At 69.1% G+C, this 21,902-nt stretch carries 20 protein-coding genes and 4 pseudogenes; 10 read left to right on the top strand and 14 right to left on the bottom strand.

Annotation, left to right across the window (positions count from 1 at the left end; translation table 11 throughout):
- Positions 1-83: 83 nt before the first annotated feature.
- Together N5096_RS14340 and N5096_RS14335 are read right to left on the bottom strand one after the other, a co-directional pair.
- Positions 84-371, bottom strand: a complete 288-nt coding sequence (locus N5096_RS14340; protein WP_267665488.1) for a hypothetical protein — start codon at positions 369-371, stop codon at positions 84-86.
- A gap of 143 nt (positions 372-514) precedes the next feature.
- The gene (locus N5096_RS14335) at positions 515-2,002 is read right to left on the bottom strand and encodes an FAD-dependent oxidoreductase (RefSeq protein WP_267665487.1); all 1,488 of its coding nucleotides are present in this window, start codon (positions 2,000-2,002) and stop codon (positions 515-517) included.
- A gap of 195 nt (positions 2,003-2,197) precedes the next feature.
- Here N5096_RS14335 and N5096_RS14330 point away from each other — a divergent pair, with 195 nt between their 5' ends.
- Positions 2,198-3,007 (top strand): nucleoside phosphorylase, encoded by an 810-nt coding sequence (locus N5096_RS14330; protein ID WP_267665486.1) that lies wholly within the window; start codon positions 2,198-2,200, stop codon positions 3,005-3,007.
- 2 nt (positions 3,008-3,009) lie between these two features.
- Here the strand turns inward: N5096_RS14330 and N5096_RS14325 are convergent, their stop codons facing one another.
- Positions 3,010-3,669 carry an HD domain-containing protein gene (locus tag N5096_RS14325; RefSeq protein ID WP_267665485.1) on the bottom strand — a complete coding sequence of 220 codons (660 nt, stop codon included), beginning with the start codon at positions 3,667-3,669 and terminating at the stop codon, positions 3,010-3,012.
- 9 nt (positions 3,670-3,678) lie between these two features.
- On the bottom strand, positions 3,679-4,374 hold the full coding sequence (locus N5096_RS14320) for a phosphoribosyltransferase (RefSeq protein WP_267665484.1): 696 nt from the start codon (positions 4,372-4,374) through the stop codon (positions 3,679-3,681).
- 718 nt (positions 4,375-5,092) lie between these two features.
- Here N5096_RS14320 and gatB point away from each other — a divergent pair.
- From gatB to N5096_RS14305, 3 genes are all read left to right on the top strand, one after another.
- Positions 5,093-6,580, top strand: coding sequence for an Asp-tRNA(Asn)/Glu-tRNA(Gln) amidotransferase subunit GatB (gene gatB, locus N5096_RS14315; protein ID WP_267665483.1), 1,488 nt, complete (start codon positions 5,093-5,095; stop codon positions 6,578-6,580).
- 61 nt (positions 6,581-6,641) lie between these two features.
- Positions 6,642-6,857 (top strand): ubiquitin-like small modifier protein SAMP2, encoded by a 216-nt coding sequence (samp2, locus tag N5096_RS14310; protein ID WP_267665482.1) that lies wholly within the window; start codon positions 6,642-6,644, stop codon positions 6,855-6,857.
- On the top strand, positions 6,854-7,360 hold the full coding sequence (locus N5096_RS14305) for a GNAT family N-acetyltransferase (RefSeq protein WP_267665481.1): 507 nt from the start codon (positions 6,854-6,856) through the stop codon (positions 7,358-7,360). The genes samp2 and N5096_RS14305 overlap by 4 nt, the downstream gene beginning before the upstream one ends.
- A 34-nt stretch (positions 7,361-7,394) precedes the next feature.
- Here N5096_RS14305 and N5096_RS14300 read toward each other — a convergent pair whose 3' ends face one another.
- The 4 genes and pseudogenes from N5096_RS14300 to N5096_RS14285 all read right to left on the bottom strand — a co-directional run.
- Positions 7,395-8,168, bottom strand: a complete 774-nt coding sequence (locus N5096_RS14300; protein ID WP_267665480.1) for a cobalt-precorrin-7 (C(5))-methyltransferase — start codon at positions 8,166-8,168, stop codon at positions 7,395-7,397.
- Positions 8,165-8,263 (bottom strand): annotated as a pseudogene (locus N5096_RS14295) (precorrin-8X methylmutase); the annotation flags it as partial. The pseudogene N5096_RS14295 and the gene N5096_RS14300, both read right to left, overlap by 4 nt.
- 12 nt (positions 8,264-8,275) lie before the next feature.
- A pseudogene (locus tag N5096_RS14290) lies at positions 8,276-8,647 on the bottom strand (CbtA family protein); the annotation flags it as partial.
- A gap of 1 nt (position 8,648) precedes the next feature.
- Positions 8,649-8,783 (bottom strand): annotated as a pseudogene (locus N5096_RS14285) (CbtB domain-containing protein); the annotation flags it as partial.
- A gap of 225 nt (positions 8,784-9,008) precedes the next feature.
- On the opposite strand from N5096_RS14285, the gene N5096_RS14280 reads away from it, so the two are divergent.
- Positions 9,009-9,701 (top strand): sensor histidine kinase, encoded by a 693-nt coding sequence (locus N5096_RS14280; protein ID WP_267665479.1) that lies wholly within the window; start codon positions 9,009-9,011, stop codon positions 9,699-9,701.
- Positions 9,702-9,722: 21 nt separating this feature from the next.
- Here N5096_RS14280 and N5096_RS14275 read toward each other — a convergent pair.
- Both N5096_RS14275 and N5096_RS14270 read right to left on the bottom strand, forming a co-directional pair.
- A pseudogene (locus tag N5096_RS14275) lies at positions 9,723-10,874 on the bottom strand (DNA polymerase domain-containing protein); the annotation flags it as partial.
- A 202-nt stretch (positions 10,875-11,076) separates the two neighbouring features.
- Entirely contained in the window at positions 11,077-12,000 is a 924-nt protein-coding gene (locus tag N5096_RS14270) for a sulfite exporter TauE/SafE family protein (protein WP_267665478.1), read from the bottom strand.
- Positions 12,001-12,253: 253 nt separating this feature from the next.
- Here N5096_RS14270 and N5096_RS14265 point away from each other — a divergent pair, with 253 nt between their 5' ends.
- Positions 12,254-13,078 (top strand): RlmE family RNA methyltransferase, encoded by an 825-nt coding sequence (locus tag N5096_RS14265; protein ID WP_267665477.1) that lies wholly within the window; start codon positions 12,254-12,256, stop codon positions 13,076-13,078.
- A gap of 95 nt (positions 13,079-13,173) precedes the next feature.
- The gene (locus N5096_RS14260; protein WP_267665476.1) at positions 13,174-15,678 is read left to right on the top strand and encodes an extracellular solute-binding protein; all 2,505 of its coding nucleotides are present in this window, start codon (positions 13,174-13,176) and stop codon (positions 15,676-15,678) included.
- Between the two features lie 48 nt (positions 15,679-15,726).
- Here N5096_RS14260 and N5096_RS14255 read toward each other — a convergent pair whose 3' ends face one another.
- From N5096_RS14255 to N5096_RS14245, 3 genes are all read right to left on the bottom strand, one after another.
- Entirely contained in the window at positions 15,727-17,412 is a 1,686-nt protein-coding gene (locus N5096_RS14255; RefSeq protein WP_267665475.1) for a histidine kinase N-terminal 7TM domain-containing protein, read from the bottom strand.
- Between the two features lie 126 nt (positions 17,413-17,538).
- The gene (locus N5096_RS14250; RefSeq protein ID WP_267665474.1) at positions 17,539-18,141 is read right to left on the bottom strand and encodes a dihydrofolate reductase; all 603 of its coding nucleotides are present in this window, start codon (positions 18,139-18,141) and stop codon (positions 17,539-17,541) included.
- Positions 18,142-18,183: 42 nt separating this feature from the next.
- On the bottom strand, positions 18,184-19,242 hold the full coding sequence (locus tag N5096_RS14245) for an ornithine cyclodeaminase family protein (RefSeq protein ID WP_267665473.1): 1,059 nt from the start codon (positions 19,240-19,242) through the stop codon (positions 18,184-18,186).
- A gap of 607 nt (positions 19,243-19,849) precedes the next feature.
- Here N5096_RS14245 and ubaA point away from each other — a divergent pair.
- Positions 19,850-20,662 carry an SAMP-activating enzyme E1 gene (gene ubaA / locus N5096_RS14240; protein ID WP_267665472.1) on the top strand — a complete coding sequence of 271 codons (813 nt, stop codon included), beginning with the start codon at positions 19,850-19,852 and terminating at the stop codon, positions 20,660-20,662.
- Positions 20,663-20,687: 25 nt separating this feature from the next.
- On the opposite strand, the gene N5096_RS14235 is transcribed toward ubaA, so the two are convergent.
- Positions 20,688-21,104, bottom strand: coding sequence for a zinc ribbon domain-containing protein (locus N5096_RS14235; protein ID WP_267665471.1), 417 nt, complete (start codon positions 21,102-21,104; stop codon positions 20,688-20,690).
- Between the two features lie 120 nt (positions 21,105-21,224).
- On the opposite strand from N5096_RS14235, the gene N5096_RS14230 reads away from it, so the two are divergent.
- Together N5096_RS14230 and N5096_RS14225 are read left to right on the top strand one after the other, a co-directional pair.
- Complete coding sequence (locus N5096_RS14230; RefSeq protein ID WP_267665470.1) at positions 21,225-21,605, top strand: Rid family detoxifying hydrolase; 381 nt, start codon at positions 21,225-21,227, stop codon at positions 21,603-21,605.
- A gap of 1 nt (position 21,606) precedes the next feature.
- On the top strand, positions 21,607-21,882 hold the full coding sequence (locus N5096_RS14225; RefSeq protein WP_267665469.1) for a DUF7981 family protein: 276 nt from the start codon (positions 21,607-21,609) through the stop codon (positions 21,880-21,882).
- Positions 21,883-21,902 lie beyond the last annotated feature (20 nt).

The following is a 21,902-nucleotide window of genomic DNA, read 5'->3' as shown; positions in this document are numbered from 1 at the left end:
GCGGATACGGTCGGGGGTACGCGGAAAGGAGCCGGCGAGCGGGGTCGGGCAGGGGAGAATCGCTCTCGGTCAGGCGGCCGACGCTATCGGCCGGGGGCATTCCCCGCGGCGTCGCTCGCGGCCTCGCCGGCGCGCTCGGCCGCGTCGCTTCCGCCGGGCGTCAGACCGCTGATCGCCTCGCCGATGCCGCCGGCCGCGTCGCCGGCCCTGGAACCGACCTCGGCGAGGATCTCTTGGACGAACGCGGGGGCCTGCGAGGCGGCGTCGGCCGGCGGGCCAGCCTGCAGGGCCACCTCGGCCGCGTCGATTGCGAGCGTTGCCGTCGTGAGCAGATCTGCTTCGCCGAGTTTATCCGGTCGTCCGCGGCTCAACGCGGATAGCGACGGGAGATCGGTGAGAGGAGGGTAATCGGACGGGATCCGACCGATTCCGCGGGGGGGGGCGCCCCGGTCCGGGTCTCGGCCGGGAGACCGGGTCGACGGAGCGACGGGTCGGGATCGGCGAAGCGACCGGATCAGTCGTCGGCCTCGGCGGGGACGCGGTCGTCGTCATCGGGATCCTCGACGTCGGCGTCTCCCGCGGCCGCGTCGTCGCTCTCGACGTCGGCGTCTCCCGCGGCCGCGTCGTCGCTCTCGGCGTCCGTGTCGGCCGCTTCGGCCGCGTCGTCGACGCGCGGGAAGTTCTCGATGGTGGCGTCGCGAAAGGCCGCCTCGTCGAACTCGTGGTCCTCGTCGAAGAAGTCGAGGACGGCCTGTACCTCGGTCATCGCGTTCTTCAGCGCGGTCGAGGCGCCCGGCGAGGGCGTGATCTTGAAGAGGATGCCGTCGCCGGTGATCTTCGCCTCGCCCATGTCGAGCTCCTTGTTCTCCGTGTCGACGATCTGGGGGCGCACGCCGCCGTACCCCTTCGCGCGCTCGATGTCGTCGACGTCGACGCTCGGCACGACCTTCTGGACGTCGGGCAGGAACGCGCGCTTGCCGATCCCGGGGATGTCATACACGAGGTTCCGGACCACGTACGGGAACAGGATACGGTCCGAGAGGATGTTGACGTAGCTCAGGACCGAGGCCGGCGAGAAGCCGAACACGTCGGCGAAGTCGCTCACGGTGGAGAGCTCGCCGCGCTCGAGGGCGGGGACGAGCTTCGCCGTGGGCCCGAACCGGGTGACGCCGTCGTCGTGGACGTCGGCGTCGCCGTGGACCGCCGCGAACGGGAGCTTCTTCATCTGGAGCGTGTACACCTTCCCATTCAGGAGGTCGTCGGCGAGGAAGAAGCTCCCCGCGACCGGTAATAGGGACATGTCCTCGCCGTACCCCATCTCCTTGGCGAACTGGAGGCTGTGGGAGCCGGCGGCGACGACGACCGCGTCGGACTCGAAGTCGCCGTCGTCGGTCTCGACGGTGAACCCGTCGGGGGTCCGGTCGACGTTCTCGACCGCGGTACCGAGGTGGACGGCGACGCCGTCCTCGGCGCGGGCGTCGTCGACGAACGACTGCGCGACCGCCCCGTAGTCGACGACGTAGCCGTCGGGGGTCTGGAGCGCCTTGAGCTCCGTGTCGGGGTCCCGCCCCTCGACGACCTTCGGCTCCAGCTCTCCGATCTCCTCGCGGCCGATCTCGCGCAGCTTCGGGTAGAGGTCGCCGAACCCGTTCTCTCGGTAGCGCTCCTCCAGCTTGGCGACCTCCTCGTCGCCCACGCCGAGCACCATCTTGCTCCGCTTGCTGTGCATCTCGCGGTCGGGGTCCGTGCCTTCGAGGTAGCCCGCGAGCAGCTCGGCGCCCTCCTTGACCTCCTCGGCCTTCTCGAGGGTGTAGTTCGTCTCGATGTCCCCGAAGTGGAGCGTCTGGGAGTTGTTCGTGCGGTGGGAGTTCACCGCGGCGATCTCCCGCTCCTTCTCGATCAGCGTGACGTCGTCGACGTCGGTGAACTTCGCGACCGCGTATAAAAGCGACGCCCCGCTGATACCCCCGCCGACGATGACAAGATCAGTGTGTTCGGACATGCGTGATGAAAGCTCTCACTTATCGGAACAAACTCAGCCGTTAACGTTCTTGCTATCTCTCGACGCTAATCCGCCGGGAGAGGCCCTGCATTCGTCGTTTTGAGGTTCGACAGTCGTCGAAATCTCTGGGAGAGGCGCGAGCCGGCGAGCCGAGCGACCGAAATATCCTTTCGTCGGTTCCGCGAACGTCGACGTGTGACCGATTCGTCCGACTCGGAGGCGTCTCCGCTCTTCGAGGCGAAGGAGTTCGACGAACCATCCGTGTTCGCGCCCGGGGCCCTCATGGAGAACGCGCGGCGGCAGAAGGACCTCCCGGAACGCCGGGTCCCGGACGTCTGCGTCCTCGACCCGGACGGGGACGTCGTCCGTCACCTGACGGCCGCGGGTGCGGCGGAAAAAGACGAGACGTGGCCGGGGTATCACACCGACCTCTACCGGTTCGAACGGAACGGCGAGGAGTTCGGGATCGTGGGCTGTGCCGTGGGGGCGTCGTTCGCCGTCCTCGTCGCAGAGCAGCTGTTCGCCGCCGGCTGTGAGTTCCTCGTCAGCGTCACCTCGTCCGGGCGGATCGTGCCGAAAGACGATCCGCCCTACTTCGTGCTCATCGAGCGCGCGCTCCGCGACGAGGGGACGAGCCACCACTACCGGTCGTCGGGCCGGTACGCGAGTCTCGACCCCGACCTCCGCGCTTCGGTCGAACGCGCGTGCGAAGCGGTGTCTCGACCGGTGTACGCGGGAGCGACGTGGACGACCGACGCCCCCTTCCGGGAGACGGAGACCGCGATCAAACGCGCCCGGTCCGAGGGGGTCCTCGCGGTGGAGATGGAGGCGGCGGCCCTGTACGCGTTCGCGGACGCCCGGGACCGGGCGGTCGTCTGCTTCGCGCACGTGACCAACCAGATGGGGCAGACCGAGGAGGACTTCGAGAAGGGCGAGGCGGACGGCAGTCGAGACGCGCTGGCGGTGATCGACGCCGCCGCGGCCGCCTGGCGCGCGTCGGACTGAGTTCACGCCCCATCCCGGGCGTCGCGATACCGCTCCCGGAGTCGGGCGAACAGTGCGCGGCCCGTCTCGGTCCGCAGCCGGGGCTCGGTCGTCGCGAAGAACTCGTCGAGGTCGTCGTACTCGCGGAAGGCGTCCGGATCCCCCCGGTCGGGGTCGTATCGGTCGTCACGCTCGTAGACGACGGCCTGCAGGCAGACGTCGAGGAGGTCACACTCCTTGACGAGCGCGGCCGCCGGCGAGTCGCGGGCCTCGTACGCCTCCCACGCGTCGCGGACGCGGTCGGGGAGCGGGCCGGCGAGGTCGCGCATCGCCTCGCGCTCGGCGGCCTCCTTGGCGTCGGGGTCGACCGTCTCCGCCGTCGAATCGGCGCGAGTCGCGACGTCGCCCGTCTCCGCCTCGGCGACGTCGTGGACCACGGCGAGCCGGAGCGCGCGGTCGAGGTCGACGTCGGGGAGGTCTCCGCGGAAGCGGTCGCCGAGCGTTAAGACGAGGTACGCGACGCCCCACGCGTGCGCGGCGACCGACTCGGGCTCGTCGACGCCGCGGAGCTGCCAGCCCGTGCGCCGCTCGTCTTTGAGGGCGTAGGCGTCGAGGAGGGCGTCGAGGGCGGGCTCGGCCTCGGGGGGAGCGTCGCCGTCGGACTCCGGTTCGTCTCCGGCCATCGCGGGCGGCTACTCGGCGAGGGTCCAGGCGTTCTCGCCCGCCAGGTCGGCGACGTCGCGGCGGACCATCTCGTCGAGCACCTCGTCGAGGCGGCCGGCCTGGGCGACCTCCATCTCGATGCGGCCGATGCCGTGGTACTCGTCGAGGTAGTGCCGGACGTCCTCCCGATCGAAGACGTTCCGGTCGGCGCGCTCCATCGCGCCCTCGGTGAGGTCGATCATGTCCTCGAGGAAGTTCCACGGGTAGACGACCCACGTCCACTCCTCCAGTCGCTCCCCCACGAAGTCGGGCTGGAACTCGGAGGTGCCGAGCAGCTGGAGCGTCGCGGTGCGGACCTCGGCGGCCTCCCGGTCGTCGACGTACTCCTCGGCGCGGCGGATCGAGCCGCCGGTGTCCGCGATGTCGTCGATGATTAGGACGTCTTTCCCCTCGACGCTTCCCTCCGGCATCGGGTAGCGGATCTGCGGCTCGCCGCTCTTTTCGGCGGTCCCGACGTAGTGTTCCATCTTGAGGCTCGTGAGGTCGTTGAGCCCGAGGAAGTCGCAGACGCACCGCCCCGCGAACCAGCCGCCGCGGGCCAGCGCGACGACCACGTCCGGCTCGAAGTCGGCGCGTTTCACCTCGTTGGAGACGTTGCGGCAGAGCCCGTAGATGTACTCCCAGTTGGTGAGGGTGCAGTCGAAGTCGTCCGGGAGGTCGCTCATACGGCCGTCCTTCTCATCCGCGCGCTCATAAGGGTTTAGCAACGTTCCCAGCGGGGGATCGACCGAAGCGAGCGACGCGACACGACTCATTCGGAACTGCGGTGGCGCGCGCCTCCGAGTGGCCGACAGGCCACGAGGAGCGCGTGCGAGGGAGTGGGTCGTCCGGAGCAACGCGGAGGGCGACCGACGAGGCTGGGGAGGCATGAGGCGCGGTTGTAGTGCGTGGCGGGGTGGGACCCAAAGGGGCAGCCGTGAGGACGGCGCAGGCGACGTAAGCACCGGAGGGAGCGAGTGAAACGAGCGACCGAGGAGCACAGCGAGCGTGCGCCGTCCTCACGGCTGGGGCTTTGGAGGAGTCCGCCGTCGATCTGTCGTCAACGATTTATCAGTAATCGGCTGGGGCTTTGGAGGAGTCCGCCGTCGATCTGCCGTCAACGATTTATCAGTAATCGGCTGGGGCTTCGGAGGAGTCCGCCGTCGATCCGCCGTCAACGATTTATCAGTAATCGGCTGGGGCTTTGTGAGCGGTCCCCGTGTAGCAGTCGGTCATTTATAAGCGAACTTCTGAGGCGATATGAGCGTATTCCGCGTCAGCGACGGCAACGACGTGGAGATGAGAACCGCGAAAACGAGTCCCCGAAATCGAAACGAATCGGCCTCATCACACGTCATATCAGTCCCGACACGATTTAGGTGACCCGCCCGTAACGGGTCGGTAATGAGTACTCAGGCCGCGACGGAAGACCACACGGTCGTGATCGGGCTGGAGGTCCACGTCCAGCTCGAGACCGACACGAAGATCTTCTGCGGCTGTTCGACGGAGCCCGCCGCCGAGGAGGAGCCGAACACGCGCACGTGCCCGACCTGCCTCGGGCTGCCGGGCGCGCTGCCGGTCCTCAACGAGGGCGCCGTCGAGGCCGCGGTGAAGGTCGGCAAGGCGATCGACGCCGACATCCCCGAGACGACGACGTTCCACCGGAAGAACTACTACTACCCCGACCTGCCGAAAAACTTCCAGCTCACGCAGTACGACGCCCCGATCTGCCAGTCCGGGGAGCTGGAGGTCCGCGTCGACAGCGAGCCCCGGACCATCGGGATCGCGCGCGCGCACCTAGAGGAGGACCCCGGGAGCCTCCAGCACGCCGGGGGCTCCATCGAGAGCGCCACTCACACCCTCGTGGACTACAACCGCGCCGGGACGCCGCTGATGGAGATCGTCACCGAGCCGGACTTCCGGTCGCCGGCGGAGACGCGGGCCTTCCTGGCGAAGCTGGAGGAGGTCCTCGAGTACCTCGGCGTCTTCGACCCGACCCGCGACGGGAGCCTGCGCGTTGACGCCAACGTCTCGCTCGTGCCCGAAAGCGAGGTCGCCGACGACGGGACGATCACGGACGACGCCCTCGCGGACGTGAACCGCGCCGAGGTGAAGAACATCTCCAGCCACAAGGGCGCCGAGCAGGCGCTCGCGTACGATATCACCCGGCAGGAGAACGTCCTCCGGCGCGGCCGCGAGATCGAACAGGAGACCCGCCACTGGGACGAGGGGCGCGGCGTCACCGTCTCGATGCGCTCGAAGGAGGCCGAGAAGGACTACCGCTACTTCCGCGAGGCCGACCTCCCCGCCCTGGAGGTGTCGGACTGGAAAGAGCAGATCCCGATCCCGGAGCTGCCCGACGCCCGCCGCGAGCGCTTCCGGGAGGCGTACGGGCTCGACCGCGAGTCCGCCTCGAAGCTCACCTCGACGAAGGCGGTCGCCGACTTCTTCGAGGACGTCGCGGAGTCGTTCGACCCCGACCTCGCGGCGACGTGGGTCGCGGACAACCTCCTCGGCGAACTCAACTACCGCGAGATGCAGATTACGGACGTCGAGGACCGTCTGGACGAGTTCAAGCGCCTCGTCGAACTCGTCGCCGCCGAGGAGCTCACCGTGAAAAACGCCGAGGAGGTCGTCCTCCGCGAGATGCTCGACGCGGGCGACGACCCCGACACCGTCATCGAGCGCGAGGGGCTCGGCGTCGCCGACTCCGGCGAGGTCGAGGCCGCGGTCGCGGCCGCCATCGACGACAACCCCGACGCGGTCGGCGACTATCACGACGGCGACGAGGGCGCGATCAACTTCCTCGTCGGCCAGGTAATGCAGGCGACGGGCGGGAGCGCCGACCCCGGCGAGGTGAACGGGCTGCTCCGCGAGGAGCTGGACGGGTGAGTCGTGACCGGCGTCGTCGAGCGGTTCCGCCGATGAACGTCACCGTCGAGCGGCTCCGCCGATGAACGTCACCGTCGAGGTCGTCGGCGAGGGGACCGCCGAGCTGGACCTCCCCGACGACGCCACCTACGCCGACCTCATTCGGGAGGCCGGCTACCACCCGCAGGAGGCGTCGGCGCTGGTCGACGGCTCTCCGGTCCCCGGCGACCGCGTCGTCGACGCCGGGTCGGTGAAGCTGCTCCGACTGATAAAGGGCGGCGCGACGGACGGCGCGTGAGCGGGGAGCGCGGTCCGGCCGATCCGACCGACCTCCCAGACAGTGTCGCGGTCGAGACGGCCTCGCCGGACGACCGCCTCGGCGTGCTCCGCGTGCTCGACGCCGCCATGCTGGAGACGGACTCCGAGGGCGTCGCCGCCGCGATCGACGGCGGCGACGCGCTCGTCGCCCGGTTTAAAAGGACGGACGCGGTCGTCGGCGCGCTGGTCGCCACGCGCCCCGAGCCGGACCGGCTACACGTCGACGCCGTGGCCGTCCGGCGGGCGCGTCGCGGACGGGGCATCGGTTCCGCGCTCGTCGCCGCCGCGGTGCGACGGGCCGAGCGCGACGCCGGAGTCGGTCTCGTGACCGCGGAGTTCGACCCGAAACTGGAGGGGTTTTACGCCGGTCTCGACTTCGAGGCGGTCCCGGCGACTGACTCCGACGAGCCGGGCCGACTCCGAGGTCGCCGCCGGGTCAGCGAGGACCGCGACCGCGAGAATCCCGACGAGCGGGGCGACTGAGTCGGCGACCCTTGCCCGGGAGTCACGCGCCGAATCAGGCGCGGACGACGAGCACGGAGAGGTCGGAGAAGGCGCTGTCGGCCGGCTCGTCGCCGCCGGCGCCGTCGGCGAGCGCTCCCAGATCGGTTCGCGTGATCGCCTCGTCGGGATGGGTCAGCCGCTCGCAGACGAGCGCGTCGAGGCCCCGGTCCGCGCCCCCGGAAACGAGCTCGGCCGCGATGTCCTCGGGCATCCAGTCGTACGGGCGCGGGATCGCGATCAGGTGTCGGTCGCCGACGGCTCGGCCGAGGCGGGCGAGCGCGGGCGAGACGTCGCCCCTGACGTGGAGCGTCTCGAAGACCGACGCCTCCAGCGGCGTGCGCGCACGGCTCGCGGCGACCTGCACCGAGGAGATCCCGGGGACGACCGCGACCGGCGCGTCGACGGCGGCCTCGACCTTGCCGAGGAACTGGTAGCCGGAGTGGTTCGGGTCGCCCATCAGCACGGCGACCGCGCGCGCGCCGTCGGCGGCGCGAGCGGCGAACCGCCCGAGCGCCTCCGGCTCGTCGCGGTAGCCACAGGTGATAAGCTCCGCGTCGGTCTCCCCGGCGACGAAGTCGACCACCGTCTCGAAGCCGACGACGACGTCGGCCTCGCCGAGCAGCCGACCCGCGCGCCGCGTCAGCAGCTCGGCGTTCCCCGGACCGATGCCGACGGCGTGGACGGGCCGGCGGTCCTCGTCGTCGGCCCGGGACGGCTCCGGCGCCGCGCTCGCCGCCTCGGCCGGGCGATCGGGGAGGTCCGGGGGGGCCGCCTCCTCGCCCGTCACAGCTCGACCCCGCCGTCGCGGGCGTCGCTGGCGACGTGGACCAGCTCGTTCGTCAGCCCGGCCGCGAGGCCGCTGCCGCCGCGACGGCCGACGTTCCCGGGCGGTCCGGGCGGGAACGCGAGCCACGGCGCGACGGAGGCCGTCAGCAGGCCTGCGGCGCCGAACGCGTAGCTCCGGACCGCGCCGGATCCCGGGACGATCGGCTCGAGGAGGTAGAAGGCGACCCCGAACGCGACGACGCCGAGGAAGACGCCCCAGAGGACGCCGGAGAGCACGCTCGCGCCGTCGGCGACGGAAGCCGAGAGCCCGCCCTCCCCGTGAGAGTCGCCCGCGTGGTCGTGGCCGCCCGCGCCTTCGACGTGCGCGCTCCCCTCGGCGAACGCCACGAGCGGGTTCGCCACGAGCGCCACGAGCAGCCCGAAGGCGAGCCCCGCGACGAGCCCGGACTTGACGCCGTTCGCCACGTAGGCGGCGATCATCTCAGTGGCAGACGACGCCGGCCGCGTGCCGGAAGTCGTGCATCGCCTCGTGTGCCGTCGGCTCCTGGAGCAGCGCGAGCGCGAAGCCGAGCGCCGCCACCGCGAGGAGGACGGACAGCACCTGCGTGAGCGTGAGTTCCGTTCGCGCGAGTCACAGCCGGTCGTGAACCGTGTTCGCAGCCATTGACAATCTAATTTGTACGAACAAAAGCACACTTGTAAATCTTTCCGAGTCGCCCGCGGGCGAGAGGGGGCGCACATCCGACGTCCCTTTCCGCGTCGGCGGCGTATGCGACCTTATGAACGCAGTTTCGCCAGCGGTCTTCGCGCGCAAGGCGTCACGAGACGGGAGGAGAGGCAGATGAGCGGCAAAGACGAATACTACAACAAGGCCAAACAGGAGGGGTATCGCGCCCGGTCGGCCTACAAACTCAAACAGTTAGACGAGGCCGCCGGACTCGTCTCACACGACCTGCGCAACCCGCTCCAGATTATCAGTGCGAATCTGGCACTCATCGAAGAGTCCGAACACGAAGACCGGCTCCAGTCGATAGCCGAGGCGACAGAACGGATGGAGGAAATCGTCGACCAGGTTCTTACGGTTGCGCGCACGGGCGGGGACATCCACGAGACGGAGATCGTGGAGCTACAGTCGATGGCACGGCAGGTGTGGGACGCCACCAGCGATGGGCCCGGAACGCTCGACGTCGAGACGACAGCCACCGTCGACGCCGACCCACGACGCCTGAGACAGTGCTTCGAGAACCTCTTTCGGAATAGCGTGGAGCACGGTTCGACGGACAGTCAGTCACAGGCCGAGGATGGCGTAACCGTCACCGTCGGGGACATCGACGGTGGATTCTACGTCGAAGACGACGGCCCCGGCTTTCCCGAGGATGCCCTCGCCGCCGGCCAGTCCGTCGTCGACTACTACACCGAAAAAGGCCGGTACGGCCTCCAGATCGTCGAGAACGTCACCGACGCCCACGGCTGGGAATTGCAGATTACGAACGGCGAGGACGGCGGTGCGCGCTTCGAGATTCTGACCGACTAGCTGCTGGCGGTGACAGTCCGGTCACATGTACTGCCCGAGTCCGGTCTGTTCCTGCCCGGACCTGACCTCCTCCCACGAGATGCCCAGTGCCTCGATGATGCGCTCGATTGGGCCTTTCAGCGTCTTGTCGAGCATCTTGTCCCAGTCCACCTCGAACTCCTCGGGCACCTGGTCGTCGTACTCGAAGCAGATGACGTCCGGGTCCCGCTTGAACTCGCCATACAGCGGGTCCTCGGAGGGGTCCAGCCCCTGCTCGTCCTGCACCCGCTGGAAGAAATCGGGGTGGACCTTCTTCAGATACAGTCGCTTGGGTTTCGAGCCGCTCTGGAAATTTGTTCCCAGCAGCATGTTGGCGTACTTCGCGCCCCGGACCTGCGCGGTGTCGGTGTCGTAGTTGTCCAGTTTCTTCCCGATGCCGCCGGGGATGCCCACATCCGACAGCGAGACGTTGCCCGCCCGGAAATCCTCGATGACCTCGTGGAGGTACTCCTTGACCGTCTCTGTGTCCTCGCCGGTCACAATCATGTCGATGACCTCCTTCTGGACCTCTTTCGTGATGGCGGCGATGTCAGAGCGCTGGTACTCGAAGCCCGTGATGTCGATGTCGTCGACGTCCTTGCCCTCCTTCCAGACGATATGTCCCGCGTAGCGTTTCTTCTTGCCCGCCTGGAAGAAGCGCCGGTAGAGTTTCTCGAACTCGATCTGGAAGCGGTGTTCGGCCGCGTTGAGTTCCTCCAGGGCGAACTCGTCGTAGGAACTGTTGATGACGTCTTCCAGTTCGAACCCCTTCTGGATTGTCGCCGCGATGGTTTCGAGTTCCCCCTCATCCATTTCCGGGTGTTTCTCCCGCATCTCGTCGGTAATCTCGACCCCGCCCTCGACATCTTCGGGGCCGACATCTCCAACCTCTAACATAACCGAGTCGGTGTTGTGGAGGACGAGACCGCCGACGCCGTCGACGAAGTTCTCGTTTTCTTCGACACTCAGGTCGTAGACGTACCCGTCGTGGTCGACGTCGTTTAGCACCGGGTCGCGTCCGGAACGGTAGTAGTCACAGGTCCGAATCGTGTACGACGATTTTGCGTCCCTGTATTTCAACGAGTGCTTCTCTCCGCGCTGGGTAAGCAACACCGAGAGCCCGGCAGCCAGTTCACGGCTCGTCGTCTCGAAGTCGAAGTTCCGCTCGGTGTCGGCCCACCTGATGTCTTCGGGGTCGATCGGTTTGGCGTCGTCGCTGACGTACGAGAAGTCGAGGTGGCCACACTGTTGGCAGGTTTCTACCCCCCGCTCGATGCGAAAGCCGCAGTGCTCGCAGTAGGCCATGCCGGCTGTATGTGCCGCGGTAGCAAATGTCTACCGTGGGGAACGACAGTAATCAGAAAAACAGCGCCGGAATCGTGTTCCGGAAGATGTTGAGCGTGATGAGAAAGAGGAGTCCGACCACGAGCCAGTTGAACTTCTCCTCGTCGATTTCGAGCCGTCGCAGGTAGGTGCCGATGAGCAGGCCGACGATGGTGACGACGGCGATGACCGAACCGAGCCAGAGCCGGTATGTCGTCATGAGGTCGGTAAAGAAGGCCATCTGGAGGATGCGGACGGTGAATATCGTCAGGAGAACCATCGAGAGTCCGCCGATATACCGCTCGACGTCACGTTCGAACGTGTGGAAGTACGTGGGGAGAACCGGGCCGAGGTTGGCCACCGCGAGCAAGAATCCCTCCAGGAAGCCAGCGACGCTGAGCGCGACGGGGTGGTGGGCTTCCTCGACCGTGACGAAGTTCTGGAGGACCTGAAAGACGACGTAGCCCAGGATGACCAGCCCGATGAGGAAGGGGACGATGGGGCCGGTCCGGAACTGCGAGAGGAACGTGACGCCGATAACAGAGCCGACGACAGCCAGTCCGAGCAACACCCACTCCTCCCGGATGAACGCGATGCCAGTGTCCGTCTCGCCGATTTGGAAGACGTTGAGCATCCACGGGGGAATCGCGAGCACGACCACCGCGAGCGTCGGGTCGATGACCGACGCGAAGATGGGCGTCGTGATGAGCGCGTAGCCAAAGCCGATCATCCCCTTGACCGCACCGGCCGCGATTGCGACGAGAACGAACAGGGCGAGCAACCCACCCGACACGTCCGACTGAAGTCCCGCGGTGAGGTTGTCCGTCCCCGGAAAGAAGACGACCGACCCGGCGACGACGATGAGTGTCGCGAGTGCCATCATCACCTCCCGGTAGCGGAAATTGACAAGATTGGTGAGGAACTGTTCAGCGTCGACGTGCGATTCCTGTGAACTCATAGGAGGTGGGAGTCGGAGATACACCGGATATGTCCCTCATGGGCTTGCACGCTTTCTAATCGGTAAACGAGCGGGGAATCTCGGAGGTTCGATAGCCGCCCGTGTCGGACGCTTTCGGGTATTTCAGTGTCTAATACGGTTGTTTGCTTCATTATCTTCTGTCTCATGTACCGGTAACAATCTCTGGATGTTTGGCGGACGAATCGGGACAACGACACGGGTTTAGGCCTGTATCGTCTACGGCCCGCAACCAATGGCAGGAAAGGACAAATACTACAACAAGTCGAAACAGCAGGGGTACCGCGCCCGGTCGGCCTACAAGCTGAAACAGATCGACGAGGAGTCGGACCTGTTCGAGCGCGGCGACACCGTCGTCGACCTCGGCGCCGCGCCCGGCGGGTGGCTACAGGTCGCCGCCGAAGAGGTCGGCGAGTCAGGGACGGTCGTCGGCGTCGACCTCCAGCGCATCGACGACCTCGAGGAGCACGACGCCGAGACGATCCGCGGCGACATGACCGACGAGCGCACGCGTCACTACCTGCGCGAGGCGGTCGGCGAGCGCGGGGCCGACGTCGTCGTCTCCGACATGGCGCCGAACATGACCGGCGAGTACTCCCTCGACCACGCCCGGTCGATTCACCTCGCCAGGCAGGCGTTCGACGTGGCCGAGGAGCTGCTCGCGCCCGGCGGCGACTTCGTCGCGAAGGCCTTCCAGGGCGAGGACCTCGACGCCTTCCGCGAGGACGTCCGCGGGGAGTTCCAGTACCTCCGGACCGTCTCGCCGCCCGCCTCCCGCGACTCCTCCTCGGAGGTGTACCTCGTCGCGAAGGGACTGAACACGGCGCCCGTCGAGGCGGGCGACCGACTGGAGGTGACCGTCGAAGAGCTCGGCGACGAGGGCGACGGGATCGCGTACGTCGAGGGGTACTCGGTCTTCGTCTCGGACGCCGCGGTCGGCGAGACCGTGACCGTCGAGATCGACGAGGCCAAGCCGCGGTTCGGGTTCGCGGAGCGCGTCGATGTCGCCGAGGAACGCGACGAGGGTGACGAAGCGCACGCCGACGACGCCGACGCGTAGGCGCTCGCTTTTCGCGGCCGCCGCCCGCGGTTCCCTTATCAGTTCCGAGAACTCCGGTCGAGTGGTTATATACCCCGATCCGAAACCGGCGACGAATGAGTCGAAACGGCGGCGGCGAACGGTCGAACGGAGAGAAGCCGTCCCGAGGGGACGGAGAGCGGTCGAACGGGCACGCGACGAACGGAGCGACGGCGACGGGAGCGAGCGAGGGGCCGGAGGCGTCCGGTGACGACGAGGGGCTTCCGACGGGGGCGTTCCGCGAGGTCGCGGCGCGGCTCGCCGACGGCGACCTGGGCGCGCGGTTCCCGGAGCCTGACGGGGACGAGAGGGACACCGAGGCGGCCGCGCTCGCGAGCGACCTCAACGCCTTCGTCGACGACGTCGCCGACACCCTCTCGGCGGCCGACGGGTTCGGCGACGAGGTCGCGGGAGCGTCCGATCACGTCCGGTCGAACGTGGCGCGGGCGAAGGACCGCAGCGAGGACGTGTACGCCGCGGTCGACGACATCGAGGCGGCCGCGACGACGCAGCGCGACGAGATCGCGGAGGCGACGCGGGAGCTGCAGAGCGTCTCCGCGGCGACCGAGGAGGTCGCCGCCTCCGCCGAGGAGGTCGCGACCACCGCGGCGAGCGTCGCCGAGCGCGCCGACGAGGGCAACGACGCCGCCACGGCCGCGATCGACGAGCTCCGGGTCGTCGACGAACGCACCGAGACCGCCCGCGAGCGCGTCGAGTCGCTGGAGAGCGAAGTCGCCGCGATCGAGGACGTCACCGACCTCATCCGCGATATCGCCGACGAGACGAACATCCTCGCGCTGAACGCCTCGATCGAGGCCGCGCGGGCCGGCGAGGCCGGCGCCGGCTTCGAGGTCGTCGCCGAGGAGGTGAAGTCGCTCGCGGAGGAGGCGCAGGAGGCGACCGCCGAGATCGAGGCGTCCATCGACGACGTGCGCGAGGAGACGGACGCGACCGTCGCGGAGATCGCCGACATGCGCGAGCGCGTCGGCGACGGGATCGACACGGCCGAGACCGCGCTGGAGGCGTTCGCCGACCTCGCCGAGGACGTCGAGGAGACGACGAGCGGAGTCGAGGAGATCAGCGAGGCGACCGACGACCAAGCGGCCTCGATCGAGGAGGCCGTCGACATGGTCGAATCGGTGGGCGCGCTCGCGGACGACACGGCCGCCGACGCCGCCGCCGTGACGACGATCGCCCACACGCAGAAGACATCGCTGACCGAGGTGGCTGCGGGCGCGTCGACGCTCTCCGACCGGACGGGTGCGCTCGACGAGGAGTTGGAGACGTACGCGCTCGACGGGGCGACCGCGGACGACGACGCGACCGTCGTGGAGTTCTGGCACGCCCTCGGCGGGCGGAAGGCCCACCTGCTCGACGAGTTCGCCGCCGAGTTCGAGGCGGCGACCGAGGGGGTCGAGATCCGACCGTCCTCGAAGGGGAGCTACCGCGGCGTGTTCGACGCGACGCTGGCGGCCGCCGAGCGCGGCGAGCCGCCGACGGTCGCGCACCTCTACGAGATCGGGACGAAGCGCGCGCTCGACAGCGGCGCGTTCGCGCCGGTCGAGGGGCTGTTGGAGGCGGTCGACCGCGACCGGTTCGGGGCCAACGCCGCGCTCGACCCCGACGACCTCCTCGACCCGGTCGCGAACTACTACCGGACGGACGGGCGGCTCCACTCGCTCCCCTTTAACGCCTCGACGCCGGTACTCTACTACGACCGGGCGGCCTTCGAGCGCGCCGGGCTGAACCCGGACGACCCGCCGTCGACGTTCGCCGAGGTGCGGCACTGCGCCGAGCGGCTCGTCGAGCGCGGCGGCGTCGAGACCGGCATCACGTTCGCGAACTACTCGTGGTTCGTCGAGCAGTGGTTCGCCGAGGCGGGCCAGCCCCTCGTCGACGCCGAGAACGGCCGGGCGGGGACCCCGACCGAGGCGTACTTCGACGCCGAGGCGGGCGAGCGGGTGTACGAGTGGATCGCCGAGATGGCGGCCGACGGGCTGTACCACGACCCCGGAATCGAGGCGCGGGGGCAGGCCAGAGAGGCGTTCCACGACGGGCGCGCCGGCATGCTTATCGGGTCGACCTCGGCGATGGTCACCGTTCGCGAGGGGGCATCGTTCCCCGTCGGCACCGGCTACTTCCCGGTGGCCGACGAGCGCCACGGCGTCGTCGTCGGGGGCGGGTCGCTGTGGGTCGCCGACGGCGCGCCGACCGACGCGAAGCGCGCGGCCGCCGCGTTCCTCGGGTGGCTCGCGGCCCCGGAGCGGCAGGCCCGCTGGCACCGCGAGACGGGCTACTTCCCGGTCCACGAGGGGGCCGTCGACCGGCTTTCCCGGGAGGGCTGGTTCAACGAGAACCCCGGCTACCGGACGGCGATGGACCAGCTGGCGGACGCCGAGGACCGCGTCGCCACGACGGGAGCCCGGATAGGGCCGTTCGACACGGTCCGGACGCTCGTCGCCGAGGCGTCGGTCGAGGCGCGGGAGTACGGGACGGCGGAGGCGCTCGACAGGCTCACCGAGAGCGCGGAGCTACAGCTCCGGTCGTACGCGGAGTCCGAAAGCGACTCCGGCGGCCGTTGACCTCGGACGAGCGCTTCGGCGACTCGCGCCCGAGTCGGCGACGACGAGTCACGCGTCGGGCTCCGGCTCGGCGGGCGCCGGCGGCTCGACCGTGGCACCGCAGACGACGTACCGGACCCCTTCGTCGTGCGCGACGTCGGGTTCGATGGACCAGCCCTCGATCCGGGCGAGAGCGCGGACGTTGGGGAGCGACATCCCGGCGTCGGCGGCCGGTTCGGCGCTCTCGTATTCGAAGAGCAGCTCGGCGTCGGCGGCGGCGCCCGCGGCGAACCGGCCGTCGTCCGTGACCGCGAATCCCCCGTCCGTCAGCGACACCGTCACCGTGGTCGCCTCGTTGAACGCCGCGAACGCGAACGCGTTTTTCAGCAGCTGTTTGAATCGGGTCGGGACCGCGAGGATGTGGCCGGACCCCTCGACGACCACGTCGACGCCGACGTCGGAGGCCGCCTCCGCGTCGCGCACCGCCCCCTCGAAGCCGACGAGCGACGGGTCGTCGAAGTCGCGGGCGTGTCGCACCAGCGTGTGGAGGTCCTCGACGACGTCGCCGATCCGATCGATCCGACGGCGCGCCACCGCGATCGACTCGGCGGCGTCCGGGTCGTCGCCGCCGTCGAGCCGCCCCGCTGCGTCCCCGAGGTAGCCGTCGGCGATCGCGACGGAGTTCCGAAGCTCGTGGGCGATCGCGCCCGCCATGTCCCCAAGCTGTTCCTCGTGGCGCTCGATCCGCTCGCGCTGTCGCTCGATTTCGGTCACGTCCTGGACGAGCAGCGCGTGCCCGAACTCCGCCCCGCCGATGGAGAGCGACTCGCTCGTGACGCAGTAAGTCCGCGTGTCTCTCTCGGACTCGGCCACGTCGACGAGAGCGGTCCGCTCCTCGCGGTACGCGTCGGCGACGGCCGGCGAGATCTCCCCGACGCGAGTCGCACCGGCCGCGACCGAGGGGAACAGCTCGGCGAACCGCTCGTTGTGGTCGCGGACCTGTCCCTCGGGGCCGAGGACGAGCACGCCGCCGGCGGTGCGCTCGACGAACGAGTTGGTCGCCGTCCGTTCGAGCGCGAGGAAGGTGTCCTCCACGAAGTACACCGTCCCGACGGCGAACACCGCGACCCCGAGCGGCTCGTAGCTGAGCGCCGGAAGCACGCTCGGCGCCGCCTGTGCGACCGCGTTCGGGACGACGGCCAGTCCGGTCGCCGCGAACAGCCCGACGAGCGTCCACGAGGAATGCTCGGACTCCTGGAAGAGACGGTACAGCAGGTAGAAGCCGACGAGCGAGAGGGCGTACGCGAGGGCGAGCGACCCCCAGTAGAGCGCCCCTTCGTCGATGACGAGGCGACGAGCGGGATCGGTGCGGAAGGACGCGGAGAAGTACCGGCCGTGGATCGGGTTCGTGAGTTTCATCCCGGCGACAGCGACGTACACCCCGAGGCCGACCCACCGGTACCTCGGTCGGCGGTGGTAGTCGCGGGCGGCGTACGCGGAGGCGAAGTAGAGCCACGCGAACGGCGTGGCGAAGCCGGCGAGGAGCGCGAGGACGTAGAGCGCGACCGCCGTCGACTCCGTGCCGGCCAGCAGCACGCCGGCCTGCAGGACCCCCCAGACGCCGACGAGGATCAGCAGCCAGCGGAGGCCGTGCCTGGCGTCGTCGTTCCGCAGGCGGGAGCCGTGGAGCGCGGCCGCGAAGCAGGCGGCTCCCGAGAGCGCGAACAGCCCCGCGAACCACCATGACACAGCCATGTTCAGCTTAGTCGAAGAGAGCGAGTCTACTTAATCAACGGCCCCGACTCGCAGATGTGAGAACCACAGGCGCTCGTGTGACGAGCCGCGGCAGGAGGCGTCCGCGGCGGGAGGCGTCCGCGGCGGTCAGGTCGCGTCCGCGCGCCGGACCCACTCGCGGAGGGTGAACCCGTCGTACGCCGTCTCGTCGACCACGCGCCACGCCGTCTCGTCCCACGCCGGGAACCGGGTGTCGCCCTCGTAGGCGCCGTCGACGTGGCTGAGGACCATCCGGTCGACGCGGGGCTGGAACAGCTCGTATATCGTCCCGCCCCCGAGGACGTAGACGGCGGCGTCCGAGAGGGGGTCGTCTGGGAGGGAGTCATCCGGGCGAGCGTCGACCGGTCCGGTTCCGGCGGGCGACGCCTCGCCGGCGACGCCGTCGGCCGCGCGGGCATCGGTTCGTTCGCGGACTTTCTCGCGGGCGAGTTCGACCGCCGCGTCGACGCCGTCGGCGACGACCGCGGTGGGCTCGTCCACCGAATCGACGCTGCGGCTCACGACGATCTGCCGGCGGCCGGGGAGGTCGTCGGGCATGGAGTCGAAGGTCCGGCGGCCGAGGACGACGGGCGAGCCGGCGACGCGCTCGCGGTACTGGCGGACGTCTTCGGGGAGGTCCGGCCACGGGACGCCGCCGTCGTTGCCGATCACTCGGTTCTCCGCGAGCGCGGCGACGCTGACGAGTTGCACGGGCACGATAGGCGCGGCGGCGGTAAAAGGCGGTCGCTCCGGTTACTCCGCGAGCCCGAGCAGGTCGAACGGGTAGCCGTTGTCGTTGTCGTCGGCCTGCTCGTAGACGACGCGGGCGGCGGCGACGTCCTGGATCGCGAGGCCGGTCGAGTCGAAGACAGTGACCCCGGTGACGCCCTCCGCGTCCGCGTCGGGGGCGTCGCTTCCCGCGTCGACACCGGCTCGGCCCGGTCGGTTCCCGACGACGATCTCGCCGACCTCGCCATAGATGTCGTCGTCGGTGAGCGTCCCCGCCGCGTAGGGGACGTTGATCTCGCCGGAGTGGGTGCACTGCTCGCGGTCGTCGATGACGACGGTCGCGTCGAGGAGGAGGTCGTCCGCGAGCTCGTGTTTGCCCTCGGCGTCGGCGCCCATCGCGTTGACGTGGGTGTGCTCGCCCACGTCGTCGGGGCCGACGATCGGGTCCTCGACGGGCGTCACCGTCGAGAGCACGTCGCAGTGCCCGGCCGCCGAGGGAGAGCCCGCCCGGACGTCGAACCGGTCGCCGAAGGCGTCGACGAAGTCCGCCACGCGCTCCTCGTCGAGGTCGCTGACCACGACCTCCTCGATGTCGCGCACCTCGGCGATCGCCTCCAGCTGGGTGTACGACTGGACGCCGGCGCCGACGATCCCGAGCGAGGTCGCGTCGGGGACCGCGAGGTGGTCGGTGGCGACCGCGGCGGCCGCGCCCGTGCGCTTCATCGTGAGCGTCGTGCCGTCGAGAATCGCCAGCGGGAACGCCGTCTCGGGGTCGGAGTAGATCATCGTCCCCATCACGGTCGGGAGGCCGTGGTCGGCGGGGTTGTCCGGGTGGGCGTTCACCCATTTGATCCCGGCGGCGTCCCACCCGGTCTCCTCCGCGGTGTCCTCGGCGCGGATGTCGAGGTAGGCGGGCATCGACCGGAAGTCGCCGTCGTACTCCGGGAGGTCGATGTACGACTTCGCCGGCATCTTCGCGTTCCCGCGCTCGTAGGCCGTGAACGCGCCGCGCACCGCGTCGATGACGCGGTCCATCCGGGCGTTCTCGTCGACGTCGTCCGCGTTGAGAAGCAGCGTCTGCATACCGCAAGCTTTGCCAGAAGGGTACTTGAACCCTGCTGGATCGACGGCGGGCGCGGGGGCGACGGTGAGGTCCCACACGGGAGCGTCGGTGACGTGATTTATGAATTTGATTTATAAATGAGTCTGCGGTGGCGCGCGCCTGCGAGCGGCCGCCCTCGGCGGCCGCGAGTCAGCGCGTGCGAGGGAGTCGCGAACGGAGTGAGCGACGAGGCTGGGGAGGTGTGAGGTGTGGTTGCTGTGCGGGGCGGGGTGGGACTCAAAGGGGCAGCCGTGAGGACGGCGCAGACGACGCGAGCACCGCAGGGAGTGAGCGAAGCGAACGACCGAGGAGCGCGGCGAGCGTGCGCCGTCCTCACGGCTGGGGCTTTGGAGGTGTTCACCGCGAGGAAGTCGATCACACAGATCCGAGCGGCTGAGGCTTTGGATATGTTCGCCGCCGGTCTGCAGTCAACCATTTATAGGCGAGCGGCCTGGGCTTTGCAGGTGTTCATCGTCAGATCGAGGTCAGCTGTTTATAAACAACCAACAGAACCGCCGAGCCCCGAGAACACTCAAACGTCGTACAGTCGGGAACACGATTATACCGGCTCCCGACACACACCGATCCATGAGTCTCTCGCTCGACGCCGACCAGCTCGACCGGTACTCAAGACACGTGATTATGGACGAGGTCGGCCCGGAGGGGCAGAAGCGGCTCCTCGACGGGCGCGCCCTCGTGATCGGGGCGGGCGGGCTCGGCGCGCCGGTCATCCAGTACCTCGCGGCCGCCGGCGTGGGCACCATCGGGATTGTCGACGACGACGTCGTCGAGCGCTCGAACCTTCAGCGGCAGGTGATCCACGGCGACGCCGACGTGGGCGAGCCCAAGGTCGAGTCCGCGGCGCGGTACGTCGACCGGCTCAACCCCGACATCGACGTGGAGGCCCGCGAGACGCGCCTCGACGAGGGGAACGTCCGCGACCTGCTGGCCGGGTACGACGTGGTCGTCGACTGCGCGGACAACTTCCGGACGCGGTACGTCGTCAACGACGCAGCCCGGATCGAGGGGCTGCCGGTGGTCCACGGCGCCATCTACAAGTTCGAGGGACAGGCGACGACGCTCGTCCCCGAGGGCCCCTGCTACCGGTGTCTGTTCCCGGAGGCGCCCGAGCCCGGGACGGTGCCCGACTGCGCGGCCACGGGCGTGCTCGGCGTGCTCCCCGGCACGGTCGGCTGCGTCCAGGCCACCGAGGCGATCAAGCTCCTGCTCGGGGTCGGGGAGACGCTTGGCGGTCGACTCCTCTTTTACGACGCGATGGACCTGAGCTTCGAGACGGTCCCGTACCGGCGGAATCCGGACTGTCCGGTGTGCGGCGACGACGCCATCGAGACGATCGACGGGATCGACTACTCGGGCGGCTGTCGCGTGGACGCGGACTGAGTCTGCGGGTGTGGTCCGACGCCGGTCACGGCGAACCCTCGGTCACCCCCGAGCCGCCGACGGCGCCCGAGCCTTGGGCCGGGAACCCCGACCGGACGCACCACCGGCAGTAGCGGAAGTCCGATCGGTTCTCCGCCCCGCAGTGCTGGCAGACGACGGTCTCGCCGTCGACGTCGATCGACGGCGGGTCTCCGTCCGGAACGGTTCCGGTCGCCGACGATCCGGTGTCGGCGTCCGCGGCGAACTCCGGGCCAGCTGCCGGGGAGCCGTCCGGGTGGGCTCCCGGTCCGGACTCCGACTCCGAGGGCGACGAATCGCCGGCCGACCCGAGGATCTCGGGCCGCTCCCAGTCCCGCCTCGCGAGGAGCCACGCGAGGGCGAGGTTGGCGGCGATCACCGCCGTGAACACCGAGGCGACCGGAAGGAGGGTACCTCCCGTCATGTGTCGCGTGTTAGCAGGCGAGGGATATAGGATCAACGGTGGTTGAGGGAGGTCCGGTACGGTTCTCTCGAGGAGGCGTCCCCCGCCACTCTTACGGCGGCCCGCCGAACGTGGAGGGGTATGAAGGATATCGTCCACACGGACGGGGCGCCCGAGGCGGTCGGGGCGTACAGCCAGGCGACGACGAACGGCGACCTCGTCTTCACGGCCGGGCAGATCCCGCTGACGCCTGACGGCGACCTCCTCGGCGACGCGCCGATCGCGGAACAGACCGAGCGAGCCCTCGACAACCTCGTCGCCGTGCTCGACGAGGCGGGCGCGGAACCGACGGACGTGCTGAAGACGACGGTCTTCCTCGCCGACATCGACGACTTCGATGAGATGAACGAGGCGTACGCGGGCTACTTCGGCGAGTCGCCGCCGGCGCGCTCGGCGGTGCAGGCGGGCGCCCTCCCGAAGGGCGTCGGCGTCGAGATAGAGGCAGTCGCCGTCGTCGAGTAGGATGAACGGCGACGGCGGACGAGCCACGGGCGGGTCCGAGACGCGGGCTCCCGGGCCGACGAAGCGCGCCAGAGCGAAGTCGGCCGCCCTGTGGGGGCTCGTCGGGGGGTTCTCGTTCCTCGTGCTCGCGCAGGGGTTCCGGATCGCCGCGGGCGACCTCCCGGTCGGATACGGTGGCGTGATCGGGCTCGCCGCGGCGGTCGCCGTCGCGTCCGGCGGGATCGCCTACGCGACGGAGCATCGACTGCGGACGAAGCACCCGAAGAGAAGGACTTAACAGTCACAGCGGATTACCTC

Source organism: Halorubrum yunnanense (assembly GCF_026586675.1).
GTDB lineage: Archaea > Halobacteriota > Halobacteria > Halobacteriales > Haloferacaceae > Halorubrum > Halorubrum yunnanense.
This window is presented reverse-complemented; position numbering and strand designations above follow the sequence as displayed.